The following is a 12,677-nucleotide window of genomic DNA, read 5'->3' on the forward strand; positions in this document are numbered from 1 at the left end:
GATCTGACTGGCCTCTTACCGGGCCTCGCATTTGGTGCCGCACAGGCTCCGCCGTTGCCCTGAGGCGGGCCGGCAGTTGGCTGCTGCATGCTGCCGCTATAGCCGGTTTTGGCTTTTGCGGCGAGTCATGACCGCAGCATCTGCAACTGGAGCCGGTCTTCGGGCGCTGTTTCAACCTTTGGAGCCGGCCTTCGGGGGCCTCGCGGTCAAAGGCTTTGACATCAGATATTGGGTTTATTTTTCAAAGGGCAACAGGGGTCAAGGACAAAGGCCCGCATTCAGTTTATGGGGTTACGGAAAGCGCTTGAATGACATTGCATACTATTGTATACCGCGCTGAAAAATAACACTCAGCCCGCTTGCCCCGGCCCGCCAGAAGTGACCGCGATCCGGAGGTTGGCACTGACCAACAAGGGATTCCGGGATCACCATGAGCCTTTACAACGACTATCTCGCCGAGATTGAGACCCGCAAGGGTCAGGGCCTTCACCCGAAGCCGATCGAGGATGCTGCGCTCCTCGCCGAGGTGATTGCCAATATCAAGGACACGGGCAGCGCACATCGCGCCGATTCGCTGCAGTTCTTCATCTACAACACCATTCCCGGCACGACGAGCGCTGCTGGCGAAAAGTCGCGTTTCCTCAAGGAAATCATCCTGGGAACCGAAGTGGTGCCGGAAATCTCCCGCGCCTTCGCCTTCGAGCTGCTGTCCCATATGAAGGGCGGCCCGTCGATCGCCGTGCTTCTGGATCTGGCGCTGGGCGATGATGCTTCCATCGCCCGTGACGCAGCTGAAGTGCTGAAGACCCAGGTCTTCCTCTATGCCGCTGACACCGACCGTCTGAAGGCTGCCTTCGAGGCAGGTAATCCGGTCGCTAAGGACATTCTGGAGAGCTACGTCAAGGCCGAGTTCTTCACCAAGCTTCCCGAGGTCGAGGAAGAGATCAAGGTCGTTACCTTCATCGCCGCAGAAGGCGATATCTCTACCGACCTGCTGTCGCCAGGCAATCAGGCGCATTCGCGCTCGGACCGCGAGCTGCATGGCAAGTGCATGATCTCCGAAGCCGCCCAGGCCGAGATCCGCGCTCTGCAGGCGCAGCATCCGGACAAGCGCGTCATGATGATCGCCGAAAAGGGCACGATGGGCGTTGGTTCCTCGCGCATGTCGGGCGTTAACAACGTGGCGCTGTGGACTGGCAAGCAGGCGAGCCCCTACGTTCCTTTCGTCAACATTGCTCCGATCGTGGCCGGCACCAACGGCATTTCGCCGATCTTCCTGACCACCGTCGACGTGACGGGCGGCATCGGTATCGACCTGAAGAACTGGGTCAAGAAGCTGGATGACGAGGGCAAGCCGATCCTCGACAACGCCGGCAACCCGGTGCTGGTGCAGAAGTACTCGGTCGACACCGGCACCGTGCTGAAGATCAACAGCAAGGCCAAGAAGCTGTACAGCGAAGATGGCAAGGAAGAGCTGGCCGATCTGTCCGCATCCTTCCGTCCGCAGAAGATGGAATCCATGCGCGCCGGTGGCTCCTATGCCATCGTCTTCGGCAAGAAGCTGCAGACCTTTGCGGCGCAGACGCTGGGCGTCGAGGCACCGCTGGTGTTTTCTCCGGCCAAGGAAGTTTCCCACGAGGGCCAGGGCCTGACGGCTGTGGAGAAGATCTTCAACCGCAATGCGGTTGGCGTTGCGCCCGGCAAGGTGCTGCATGCCGGTTCCGACGTGCGTGTGCGCGTCAACATCGTCGGCTCGCAGGACACCACCGGCCTGATGACCGCGCAGGAGCTGGAAGCGATGGCGGCCACCGTCATTTCGCCGCTGGTGGATGGCGCCTATCAGTCCGGCTGCCACACGGCATCGGTCTGGGATCTGAAGGCACAGGCCAACATCCCGAAACTGATGAGCTTCATGCACAAGTTCGGCCTGATCACCGGCCGTGACCCGAAGGGCGTCTATCATTCCATGACGGACGTGATCCACAAGGTGCTGAACGACATCACCGTGGATGACTGGGACATCATCATCGGCGGCGACAGCCACACCCGCATGTCCAAGGGCGTCGCCTTCGGTGCTGACTCGGGCACCGTTGCGCTGGCTCTTGCCACCGGCGAAGCCACCATGCCGATCCCCGATTCCGTCAAGGTGACCTTCAAGGGCTCCATGAAGGATCACGTCGATTTCCGCGATGTGGTGCACGCCACCCAGGCCCAGATGCTGAGCCAGTTCGGCGACAACGTCTTCCAGGGCCGCGTCATCGAAGTGCATATCGGCACGCTGCTGGCCGACCAGGCCTTCACCTTCACCGACTGGACCGCAGAAATGAAGGCCAAGGCCTCCATCTGCATCTCCGATGACGAGACGCTGATCGGCTCGCTGGAACTGGCCAAGTCGCGCATCCAGGTGATGATCGACAAGGGCATGGACAATGACGCTCAGGTTCTGAAGGGCCTGATTGCCAAGGCCGACAAGCGCATCGCCGAAATCCGCTCCGGCGAAAAGCCGGCTCTGGCTCCGGACGAGAACGCCAAGTACTTTGCCGAAGTCGTCGTCGATCTCGACCAGATCGATGAGCCGATGATCGCCGACCCGGATGTCAACAACCCGGACGTGTCCAAGCGCTACACCCACGATGCCATCCGCCCCGTGTCCTATTACGGCGGCGAGAAGAAGGTCGATCTGGGCTTCGTTGGCTCCTGCATGGTGCACAAGGGCGACATCAAGATCGTCGCTCAGATGCTGAAGAACCTCGAAAAGGTGCATGGCACCGTCGAGTTCAAGGCTCCGCTGGTGGTGGCTGCCCCGACCTACAACATCATCGACGAGCTGAAGGCCGAAGGCGACTGGGAAGTGCTGCAGAAGTACTCTGGCTTCGAATTCGACGACAGCGCGCCGAAGAACAAGGCCCGTACCCAGTACGAAAACATCCTCTATCTGGAGCGCCCGGGCTGCAACCTCTGCATGGGCAACCAGGAAAAGGCCGAGAAGGGCGACACGGTTCTGGCCACCTCCACCCGCCTGTTCCAGGGCCGCGTGGTGGAAGACAGCACCGAGAAGAAGGGCGAATCTCTGCTCGCCTCCACCCCTGTGGTGGTGCTCGCCGCCGTTCTGGGCCGCACGCCCAACGTGGACGAGTACAAGCAGGCCGTGGAAGGGATCGATCTGACGAAGTTCTCCCCGCCGGTCGAAAAGCTGGCAACGGCGCGCTCGGTTCACTTCTGAGCCGCCGGAGCTATTTGAGCCTCTGATGGCCTGATCTCAAGCGGCCGCCCTCCGGTGATGATCCTCATGGATCTGACCCGGAAGGGCGGCCGTTCCATTTTGAGGGGCAGCTCTGCCCCGCACTACGCAGTTCTAGCTGCTTGCCATCGTCCGGGGGCATCCTAACAAGGACCGGAATGAAGCGCGGAGCTGTCCCCTGAAACTGATTGCCGACAAACTTGCCGTGGACCGGGGCGGACGCCGGGTGTTTGCCGGATTGGGCTTTCAGCTGGAGGCGGGCCGGGCGCTGGTCATCACCGGGGCCAATGGTGTCGGCAAATCGACGCTGTTGCGCACGCTGGCAGGTCTTGTCCCGGTGAGTGAGGGCAAGCTGACCCTGGAAGGCGGCGAAGCGGACCGAAGCCTTGCCGAACATGCTCACTATTTCGGTCATGAAAGCGCGGTGAAGCGGGCCTTGAGCGTGCTTGAGAACCTTGATTTTTGGCGCAGTTTCATGGCTCCGGCCCGACCGGAAGGCTTTGCAGGTGAGGTGTTGCAGCCGCTGGAGATTCTGGACCGGCTCGGCATCGCCCATACGGCGAACCTTCCTGCGGCCTATCTGTCGGCTGGGCAAACCCGGCGGCTGGCGCTGGCGCGCCTGTTCGTGACGCCGCGCCCCATCTGGCTGATGGATGAGCCCACGTCAGCCCTCGACAAGGCATCGGAAGCGCAGCTTCTCGGTTTCATGAACGCGCATCTGGCGGCAGGCGGGCAGATCATCACCGCCACCCACTCCGAACTTGCGCTGCATCCCGCTGATGCGCTGCATCTGGCTGCGCCGGAGCAGGGGGATGAGCTTGAAGATGAGGGAGATGAGGCATGAACGGCTGGTTCCTTGCCCTCGTTGCCCGCGAATTCCGCCTTGCCGTCCGGGTTGGCGGCGGGGCGCTGATCGGTGTGCTGTTCTTTCTGGCCGTCGTCACGGTCATTCCCTTTGGCGTCGGGCCGGATCTCAATCTCCTGTCCCGCATCGGTCCGGCGATCTTGTGGATCGGGGCGCTGCTGTCGGCGCTGCTGGGGCTTGACCGGCTGTTTCAGGCCGACCGGGATGACGGCTCGCTGGATCTGATGCTGATGGCCGGGCAGCCGCTGGAGCTGGTGGTGCTGGGCAAGTGCATTGCCCACTGGGTGGCAACCGGCCTGCCGCTGGTGCTGGCTGCGCCCGTTCTGGCCGTTTTCCTCAATCTCGGGCCGGTGGCCATGGGGGCGGTGACGCTGACGCTGCTGGTGGGTACTCCCGCTCTGACCCTGATCGGGGCAATCGGCGCGGCACTGACCGTGTCGCTGCGCCGGGGCGGGCTGCTTCTCGCCGTTCTTGTGGTGCCGTTGACGATCCCGGTGCTGATTTTCGGCGTGAGCGCGGCAGATGCTGCGGTGAATGACCCGGTGCCCTTCATGACGCCGTTCCTCATTCTCTGCGCGCTGACGCTTTTCTCTGCTGTCCTCGGGCCGGTGGCGGCAGCGGCAGCCTTGCGTTTTGCGGCGGATTGAACCCGTCATGGCAATGACGCTTTCGTGATTCCGGTTAGATGGGGGCTTGACCCAGCGCAAGGCAATGCGAAAACCCTTGAGGCATAGAAAGCTGACCTGCGAGCTTGCATTGCGGCGGCGGGTGAGAGGGATTAGAACCATTCCATGGCACTTGTTGATCTGGCGAACCCGACCCGTTTCATGAGCCTTGCCCGGGCTATCCTGCCTTGGGCAACGGGCCTGTGTGCGCTGCTGTTTGCCGCCGGGCTCTACATGACTTTCTTCGTGGCGCCGGAGGATTACCAGCAGGGCGACACGGTGCGGATCATGTACATCCACGTACCCGCCGCCTGGCTGTCGATGATGTGTTATTCCATCATGGCCCTGTCGTCGCTGGGCACGCTGGTGTGGAAACACCCGCTGGCCGATGTTTCGGCCAAGGCCGCGGCCCCTCTCGGCGCTGCCTTCACCTTCATGGCGCTGATCACCGGCTCGCTCTGGGGCAAGCCCATGTGGGGCACCTATTGGGTGTGGGATGCGCGCCTGACCTCGGTTCTGGTGCTCTTCATCATGTATCTGGGCCTCATGGCCCTGTGGCGGACGATGGATGACCCGATCCGGGCGGGTAAAGCGGCAGCGGTGCTGACGCTCGCCGGGGTCATCAATCTGCCCATCATCAAATTCTCCGTCGACTGGTGGAACACGCTGCACCAGCCGGCCAGCGTCATCCGTATGGACGGGCCGACGATCCACCCGGATCTCTTGTGGCCGCTGATGGTGATGGCGGCAGCCTTCACGCTGCTGTTCCTGGTTCTGCATGCCCACGCGATGATCAACGAAATCCTGCGGCGGCGGGTGCGGGCGCTGCGCATGCGTGCTGCGGCTGTCCGCCCGGCTGGAGCCAGCGCCGCAACCCCTGTCGCGGCAGAGTGAGGTGAGCATGGCTGCCTTCGACCTTGGCCCCCACGCGGGCTTCATCATTGCTTCCTTCGTGATTTGTTTCGGCGTCGTGCTGGGGCTGACCGGATGGGTGTGGCTGGACCGGCGCAGGCTCAATGCCGATCTCAGGGCGCTTGAGGCGCAAGGTGTGCGCCGCCGCACAGCAGCCGGGGCGCAAGGCCAATGAGCGCGCCGGATCACACCCCGGCCGGCCAGAGCGGATCTGTTTCCCAGCCGCGCCGCCGTATCCCCGTGTTTGCGCTGTTGCCGCTGGTGGTCTTCGCCGCGCTGGCCGTGCTGTTCATGTTCCAGATGTTCTTCGGCCGCGATCCGTCCGAACTGCCTTCAGCGCTGCTCAACAAGCCCGCGCCCCGCATGGAGTTGCCCGCGGTGGAGGGACTGACGGACAATGGCGCGCCCGTGCCCGGCATCACGGCGGCGGATCTTGAGGGGGCGTGTCGGTGGTCAACGTCTTTGCCTCCTGGTGCGTGCCCTGCCGGCAGGAGCATCCGGTGCTGGAGGAAATGGCCAAGGACGGCCGGTTCCGCATGTACGGCATCAACTACAAGGACCAGCCCGAGAACGCCCGCCGCTTCCTCGGTACGCTCGGCAACCCGTATGACAAGGTGGGCGCTGATGCCGGTGGCCGCGCAGCCATCGAGTGGGGCGTTTATGGCGTGCCTGAGACCTATGTGGTCGATGGCAAGGGCGTGATCCGCTACAAGTTCATCGGTCCGCTTTCGCCTGAAAGCTACGAGCAGGTGCTCCTGCCCCAGCTGGAACGGGTTCTGGCCGGCGGCAACTGATTTCAGGGTTTTGATATAAAAAGAACGCCGCCCGCTGCTGTTTGGCAGGGCGGCGTTCTCATATCTGTGGCAGGGGTGGGCCTGCCGCAGCGTTTGGTTTTTTCAGCGCCCGGTGATCCCGGGGAAGGCGACCAGCAGGCCGACAGCCAGGATTTGCAGGGCGATGAAAGGCAGCAGTGCCCGGAAGATGACACCCAGCGTGATGCCGGGAGGGGCCACGGACTTCAGATAGAAGGCGGCAGGACCAAAAGGCGGCGACAGGAACGAGATCTGCATGTTCATGCAGAACAGGACGCCGAACCAGACCGGGTCAAGGCCGAGCGACTTGATGATCGGCACGAAGATCGGCATCGTCAGCAGGGCGATGCCTACCCAGTCGAGGAAGGCGCCGAGCACGAACAGGATCGCCATCATCACCAGCACGATGACGGTGGGATTGTCCGAGATGCCGGTGATCATGCCCGAGACGAAGTTTACCCCGCCCATCAGATTGTAGACGCCGACAATGGCCGTGGCGCCGATGCCGATCCAAACGATCATGCCGACCGTGGAGAGCGTCTGCATCGCCGCATCCCGCAGCAGCTTGAACGAGAACTCACCGCGCAGGATCGTCGACAGGATCACGCCGCCGACGCCAATGGCCGAGGCCTCCGTCACCGAGGCGATGCCGCCATAGATTGACCCCAGAACAATGGCGACCACCAGAACCGGCAGTGCCAGCCCTTTCAGGAGGCGCAGCTTTTCCTCGCGCGGGATCGGCTCCGGGTCCACCTGTGGCACCACATGTGGCGTCAGCCAGGCTCGCGCCAGGATGTAGGCCACATAGAACATGGCCAGCATGAAGCCGGGCAGGAAGGCTGCGGTGAACAGCTCGCCAATGGAGACGTTGGCGGTCAGGCCATAGATGATCAGCACGATGGACGGCGGGATCATGGTGCCGAGCGAGCCGCCCGCACAGACCACGCCGATGGCCAGATTGCGGTCATAACCCTGCCGCAGCATCTGGGGCAGGGCGATCATGCCCAGCAGCACGATTTCGCCGCCGATGATGCCGCTCATGGCCGCCAGAATCACGGAGACAAAGACGGTCTGCACAGCAACGCCGCCGCGCATGCGCCCGGCAAACAGCTTCATCGCATCGAACAGGTCCCGGGCAATACCGGAGCGGTCGAGGATGGCGGCCATCAGCACGAACATGGGCACCGAGACGAACACGAAATTCATCACGAAGGAATAGACGCGGCTGGTAATGAGCGGGATCGACATGGGGCCGAACCAGCCGAGCGCGAAGACGAGCGCCACGAGCAGCGTCACAAAGGCGAGCGGCATGCCCGTCAGCAGCAGCACGACCATCATGATGAACATGACCGCCGTGCCCCAGCCGATGCCGAGGGCCTGCAGGTTGAAGCTGAAATCCAGAAGATCGGTCATGGCTCAGTCCTTCAGGCTGCGGCGGGCGTGGTTGAAGGCGAGCACCAGAAACTGGAGAACCAGCGCAACCATCACCACCAGAATGAAGACCTTGATCAAGGCCGGGGTTGGCGGGCTCCAGGCACTGCCGGTGGTCTCCAGCCTGATCTCCCCGGAAGGCGCCAGAACCGCACGCTGAACCATGTGCCAGGAGGCATAGGCGAAGAAGCCGCTGGCGATGGCGCAGGCAAGGGAAATGAGCACGTCGGCTGCCTTGCGCAAGCGCGGCGGCAGGATGTCGTAAAGCAGCACCACCCGGATATGGGTGTTGCGGCTGGTGCAATAGAGCCCGCCGAACACGAAGGCGAGGCCGCACAGGAAAACCGTTGCCTCATGCGCCCAGATGGTGGGGCTGTTGAAGAGATAGCGCAGAAACACTTCGAGCAGCAGAATGGCTGCTGCCAGAACGATGCCTGCCGCAAAAATGAAGCCTGATGCGTTGATCAGGCGGCCCAGAAGCCCGGCCTCAGGGGCTGCGCCCTGTTCCGGCTCGGGCGGAAGGCCGGGGGCCTGCGCATCAGTAGGGGTGGTGCCGTGTGTCATGTCTCTATCCAGCGGGGCGGGCCTTAAGGACAGAAGCGGCACAAGCCTGCGCCGCTTCGTGGTCTTTGTTCATGGCAGGGCGCTTGCGCGGGCGCCCGGCAGGACTGATCATGCCGGATTCCCGCTTCAAGCCTCCTGTCTCAGAGCAGGCCCTTCTGGCTCAGATAGCTGGTGAGGGTGTCATAGACCTTCTGTGCCATCGGCGAGCCCTTGGCGATGCGCTCCCACTCGGCCATGGCGATCTTGCGGAACTTGGCGCGCTCCTCGTCCGGCCAGTTGTGGATGGTGATGGAGCCGTCCGCCTTGGCTTCCTCGATGGCCTTCAGATCAGCCGCCTTGAGGCCGTTGATCTGGGTCTGCTGGAACTCCTTCACGGTCGTCTCCAGCAGGGTCTTGATGTCATCCGGCAGGGCATCCCACTTGGCCTTGTTCATGGACACTTCCACGAGCGGCAGGGAGTGGAAGCCCGGATAGACCGGGTGCGGGGCAACCTTGTTGAGACCTTGTGTCTGGTTGACGGAGAACACGGAATAGTCGGCAGCGTCCACCACGCCCTTGTCGATCGCGGTGAAGACTTCCGACGACGGCAGGTTCACCGGAGCAGCGCCTGCTGCGGCAAAGACGTTGGCAATCGGGCCTTCCGGCGAGCGCACCTTGACGCCCTTCAGGTCATCGACGCTGTCGAGCGGCACGCGCGAGACGAAGGCTTCGAGGCCGGGGGTGGAAACACCGATGAAGTGCAGGCCATAGGCGCCCAGCAATTCCTGCATGATTTCCTTGCCACCGCCATTTTCGACAAAGTCGATCATCTGCGCCGGATCAGACCAGGCGCCGACCGGATTGGCGATGAGGCCGAAGGCCGGATCCTTGCCGGCCCAGTAGGACGAATCACAGATCTGACCATCGAGAATGCCAGCCGCAACGGCATCCAGCGTCTCGTTGTATTCGACCACGGAGCCCACGGGCATCAGCTCGATCTTGACCTTGCCGCCGGACTTTTCGGCGACCAGATCGGTCCAGCCCTTCTGATACTCGAAGTTCGGGTTGCCGGCCGGGTCCGAGGACTGGAACCGGAACGAATATTCCTGAGCCACTGCGCCCGTTGCCAGGGCAAAAGCTGCCACTGCAGCTACCGAGGCTGTCTTCAGAAAACGCTTCATTGTCATTCCTCCCGTTGATGAGTTTTTTGGATGGGGATGGACTGGAGGCCCAAGGGCTTCCTTTTCTGGCGGTTTAGATCCTGCCGGGAAAAGTGAAGACCGCACTTCCCGAAAAGATAGACAAAACAAGAGGATCTCATATCCACCATCCCGCCTGGCATCAGGCTTGGCGGGGCTTTGAGGAGAGCTTTAACCCTTGCGGATCGTGTTGGCCAGCGGCTCGCCTGCGGCCAGCCGGTTGATGTTGTCTGCCATTGCGACGCGGCGGCGGTTGACCGTGCCATGGGTCCAGCCGGACATGTGCGGCGTCATCACAACGTTAGCCAGCTCATGGAACGGATAGGCCGAAGGGTGCGGATTGGGCGTGCTGCCGTCCGGATAGACATACCATGTGTCGATGATGGCGCCACCGATCCGCTTTTCCGCAAGCGCGTCATAAAGGGCTTTCTCCTCGATGACCGGGCCGCGTCCGACGTTGACGATCACTCCTTCCGGCTTCATTGCGCTGATGACGGATGCGTCAACAAGACCTGCGGTCTGTGGGGTGAAGGGCAGGGTGTTGACGATGACGTCCGCAGCGCCTGCAAGCTCGGCCAGTGCGGCAAGCGGGTAGTGCCGGTCAAACAGGTCCGTTTCCTGCGGTGTGGACCTGTTGGCCACGATGACCTTCATGCCGAAGGCTTTTGCCCTCGCGGCAATTGTCTTGCCGATATGACCGAAGCCGATCAGGCCAATGGTCTGGTCCCCGAGTTCAGTGCGCAGGGCATTTGCGCCGCCAGAGCGGTAGGCCCAGTCGCCCTTGCGCAGACGCTGGTCGGCATCGGCAAGCGGCACATGACGCAGCAGCAGCGCGGCCATGACATATTCTGCGATAGCTGCGTCATGACCGAAGCAATTGCACAGGGCAGCGCCTTCCGGAACATGGCTCAGGTCGATCCCGTCATATCCGGCACCGGGAAGCTGATAGAGCTTCAGCGATGCCGAAACCGGCATGTCCGCCGTCAGTTGCACACCGATGATCACATCGGCAGCCGCATAGGTCTGCCGGTCTGCCTCTGCCGCCAGCGAGATCGGGCAGCTCGACGATGTCATGCGGCTCGGAAAGCAGATTGGCAAAGCCGGGGACAAAACTGCAGGCATTCTGGCCGTGGAACACGATTTTCATGAAATGGTCCAATCTTGGCGTGTTGGCAGAGGGAAGTGCTGGTCAGGCGTTGAAGGCTAGCTGCACTTTCATCGACTGACTGCGGTCTGACGCCAGCCGGAAGGCTGCATCGGCCTCTTCGGCGGGAAGGGTTGCGGATATCAGCGGCGACAGATCGACTGCGCCGCTGGAGATGAGTTGCACGGCCCAGCCAAATTCAGCATCAAACCGGAAGCTACCCTTGAGGGTGACTTCCTTGGCCACAACGAGGTTGAGTGGCAGCGGGATATCGCCGCCAAGACCGACGGCGATCAGTGTGCCGCCCGGACGCACAACATCCAGCGCCGTGGCCAGCGCCTTGGCGCTGCCGGAGCATTCGAACACCACATCGAACAGGCCCTTGCGTTCCGCAAAGGGGGCGAGGGCATCCGGCGCCGCGGCAAGGTTCAGGGTCCGGCTTGCGCCAAGGCTTGCAGCGATTGCAAGGGGGCATCGGCAAGGTCCGAGGCCGTGATCTCTGCGGCCCCTGCATGTCTTGCCGCAGCAATCACCAGATTGCCGATGGGACCGCAGCCGGAGACGAGCACGGATTTGCCGAGGAGTGACCCTGCGCCCGCGACCGCATGCAGGCAGACCGCAAAAGGCTCGGCACAGGCGGCAAGGCCGGGGTCAAGGGTGGCGGGAACCTTGAAGACCTGCTCCACCGGCAGCGTCACTTCGTCCCGGAAAAGCCCCTGCATATGCGGGAAGCGCATGGCACTTCCGAAGAAGCGCATGTCGAGGCACTGGTTCCGCTGATCTCGAAGGCAGAAGTGGCAATGCCCGCAAGGCATGCTCGGATTGACCGCCACCTGATCACCTGCCGCCACGCAGGTGATCCCGCTGCCTGTCTCCACGATACGCCCGGCAACTTCGTGGCCGAGGATCATGGGTTCCTTCAGCCGGACCGTTCCAAACCCGGCATGGTGATAATAGTGCAGATCGGAGCCGCAGATGCCGCCCCGGGTGATCTGGACACGCACCTCACCCGGACCGGGCCTGCTGCCGCAGGCCGCTCCTCGATACGAAGGTCATGGGGCTGATGAGCGACGATAGCGCGCATGATGGTTCTTTCCTGGCTTTAGAGGACCGAGATCATGCCGCCATCGACATAGATGATCTGGCCGCTGACGTAATTGGACGCGGCAGACGCCAGATAGACGGCGGTGCCGGCCAGCTCCTCTGGCTTGCCCCAGCGGCGTGCGGGCGTGCGGCCCTTCACCCAGCCATCGAATTGCGGGTTGTTGATCAGGGCTTCGTTCATGTCGGTGAGCATGTAGCCCGGGCCGATGGCATTGACCTGAATGCCGTGTTCGGCCCATTCCGCCGTCATGGCGCGGGTGAGCATCTTGATGCCGCCCTTGGCCACCGTGTAGGGCGCAACCGTTGCCCGGGCCAGCTCGCTGGTCAGCGAGCCGATGTTGATGATCTTGCCGCTCTTGCGCGTGATCATCCGCTTGGCCGCTTCCCGTCCCACCACGAAGGCGCTGGTGAGGTTGGTGTCCATCACCTTCTGCCATTCCGGCGTAGAGAGTTCCACGATCGGCTTGCGCAGCTGGATGCCGGCATTGTTGACGAGAATGTCTATCGCAATCCCGTCGCGGTCGAAGGCCTCGAAGGCAGCGGTGACCGCTGCCTCATCCGTGACATCGAATGCGGCCGTGCGCACCGTGTGCCCGGCGGCCCGCAGCGCTTCGGCGGTTGCTTCAAGGCGGCCCGCGTCAACCCCGTTCAGGACAAGGAAGCCCCGGCCTCAGCGAGGCCGGTTGCGATGGCGAGCCCGAGGCCGCGGGAGGACCCGGTTACAAGTGCGGTACGCCCGGTCAGATCAAAAAGGGTCATGG

General features: G+C 62.6%; 9 protein-coding genes and 3 pseudogenes. 6 read left to right on the forward strand and 6 right to left on the reverse strand.

Translation table 11 applies throughout. From position 1 onward, the window contains the following. Nucleotides 1-430 precede the first annotated feature (430 nt). The 6 genes and pseudogenes from ACQB61_RS19870 to ACQB61_RS19895 all read left to right on the forward strand — a co-directional run bounded on the left by ACQB61_RS19870 (nt 431) and on the right by ACQB61_RS19895 (nt 6,477). Nucleotides 431-3,223: a bifunctional aconitate hydratase 2/2-methylisocitrate dehydratase gene (locus tag ACQB61_RS19870; protein WP_430514020.1), complete on the forward strand. Its 2,793-nt coding sequence runs from the start codon at nt 431-433 to the stop codon at nt 3,221-3,223. Nucleotides 3,224-3,419: 196 nt separating this feature from the next. Further along, nucleotides 3,420-4,085: a heme ABC exporter ATP-binding protein CcmA gene (gene ccmA / locus ACQB61_RS19875; protein WP_430514430.1), complete on the forward strand. Its 666-nt coding sequence runs from the start codon at nt 3,420-3,422 to the stop codon at nt 4,083-4,085. After that, nucleotides 4,082-4,753 (forward strand): heme exporter protein CcmB, encoded by a 672-nt coding sequence (gene ccmB / locus ACQB61_RS19880; protein WP_430514021.1) that lies wholly within the window; start codon nt 4,082-4,084, stop codon nt 4,751-4,753. The genes ccmA and ccmB overlap by 4 nt, the downstream gene beginning before the upstream one ends. Before the next feature lie 144 nt (nt 4,754-4,897). Continuing rightward, nucleotides 4,898-5,665, forward strand: a complete 768-nt coding sequence (locus ACQB61_RS19885) for a heme ABC transporter permease (protein WP_430514022.1) — start codon at nt 4,898-4,900, stop codon at nt 5,663-5,665. Nucleotides 5,666-5,672: 7 nt separating this feature from the next. Further along, nucleotides 5,673-5,858 carry a heme exporter protein CcmD gene (gene ccmD / locus ACQB61_RS19890; RefSeq protein ID WP_430514023.1) on the forward strand — a complete coding sequence of 62 codons (186 nt, stop codon included), beginning with the start codon at nt 5,673-5,675 and terminating at the stop codon, nt 5,856-5,858. Continuing rightward, nucleotides 5,855-6,477, forward strand: a pseudogene (locus ACQB61_RS19895) (DsbE family thiol:disulfide interchange protein). Before ccmD ends, ACQB61_RS19895 begins: the two are co-directional and overlap by 4 nt. Before the next feature lie 102 nt (nt 6,478-6,579). On the opposite strand, the gene ACQB61_RS19900 reads toward ACQB61_RS19895, so the two are convergent. From ACQB61_RS19900 to ACQB61_RS19925, 6 genes and pseudogenes are all read right to left on the reverse strand, one after another. Beyond that, on the reverse strand, nt 6,580-7,908 hold the full coding sequence (locus tag ACQB61_RS19900; protein WP_430514024.1) for a TRAP transporter large permease: 1,329 nt from the start codon (nt 7,906-7,908) through the stop codon (nt 6,580-6,582). Nucleotides 7,909-7,911: 3 nt separating this feature from the next. After that, nucleotides 7,912-8,490 (reverse strand): TRAP transporter small permease subunit, encoded by a 579-nt coding sequence (locus ACQB61_RS19905; RefSeq protein WP_430514025.1) that lies wholly within the window; start codon nt 8,488-8,490, stop codon nt 7,912-7,914. A gap of 140 nt (nt 8,491-8,630) precedes the next feature. Then, nucleotides 8,631-9,650, reverse strand: coding sequence for a TRAP transporter substrate-binding protein (locus ACQB61_RS19910; RefSeq protein WP_430514026.1), 1,020 nt, complete (start codon nt 9,648-9,650; stop codon nt 8,631-8,633). Nucleotides 9,651-9,839: 189 nt separating this feature from the next. Further along, complete coding sequence (locus ACQB61_RS19915) at nt 9,840-10,742, reverse strand: 2-hydroxyacid dehydrogenase (protein WP_430514027.1); 903 nt, start codon at nt 10,740-10,742, stop codon at nt 9,840-9,842. A gap of 115 nt (nt 10,743-10,857) precedes the next feature. Beyond that, nucleotides 10,858-11,896, reverse strand: a pseudogene (locus tag ACQB61_RS19920) (L-idonate 5-dehydrogenase). An 18-nt stretch (nt 11,897-11,914) separates the two neighbouring features. Next, nucleotides 11,915-12,675: pseudogene (locus ACQB61_RS19925) on the reverse strand (SDR family oxidoreductase). Between the last annotated feature and the right edge of the window lie 2 nt (nt 12,676-12,677).

The organism is Pannonibacter phragmitetus (genome assembly GCF_050510895.1).
GTDB lineage: Bacteria > Pseudomonadota > Alphaproteobacteria > Rhizobiales > Stappiaceae > Pannonibacter > Pannonibacter phragmitetus_B.

Coding starts and splice junctions, on each gene's coding strand:
- ACQB61_RS19905 (WP_430514025.1), bottom strand. CDS start 8,490: ATGACACACGGCACCACCCCTACTGATGCGCAGGCCCCCGGCCTTCCG.
- ccmD (WP_430514023.1), top strand. CDS start 5,673: ATGGCTGCCTTCGACCTTGGCCCCCACGCGGGCTTCATCATTGCTTCC.
- ACQB61_RS19885 (WP_430514022.1), top strand. CDS start 4,898: ATGGCACTTGTTGATCTGGCGAACCCGACCCGTTTCATGAGCCTTGCC.
- ACQB61_RS19910 (WP_430514026.1), bottom strand. CDS start 9,650: ATGAAGCGTTTTCTGAAGACAGCCTCGGTAGCTGCAGTGGCAGCTTTT.
- ACQB61_RS19870 (WP_430514020.1), top strand. CDS start 431: ATGAGCCTTTACAACGACTATCTCGCCGAGATTGAGACCCGCAAGGGT.
- ACQB61_RS19900 (WP_430514024.1), bottom strand. CDS start 7,908: ATGACCGATCTTCTGGATTTCAGCTTCAACCTGCAGGCCCTCGGCATC.
- ACQB61_RS19915 (WP_430514027.1), bottom strand. CDS start 10,742: ATGACATCGTCGAGCTGCCCGATCTCGCTGGCGGCAGAGGCAGACCGG.
- ccmB (WP_430514021.1), top strand. CDS start 4,082: ATGAACGGCTGGTTCCTTGCCCTCGTTGCCCGCGAATTCCGCCTTGCC.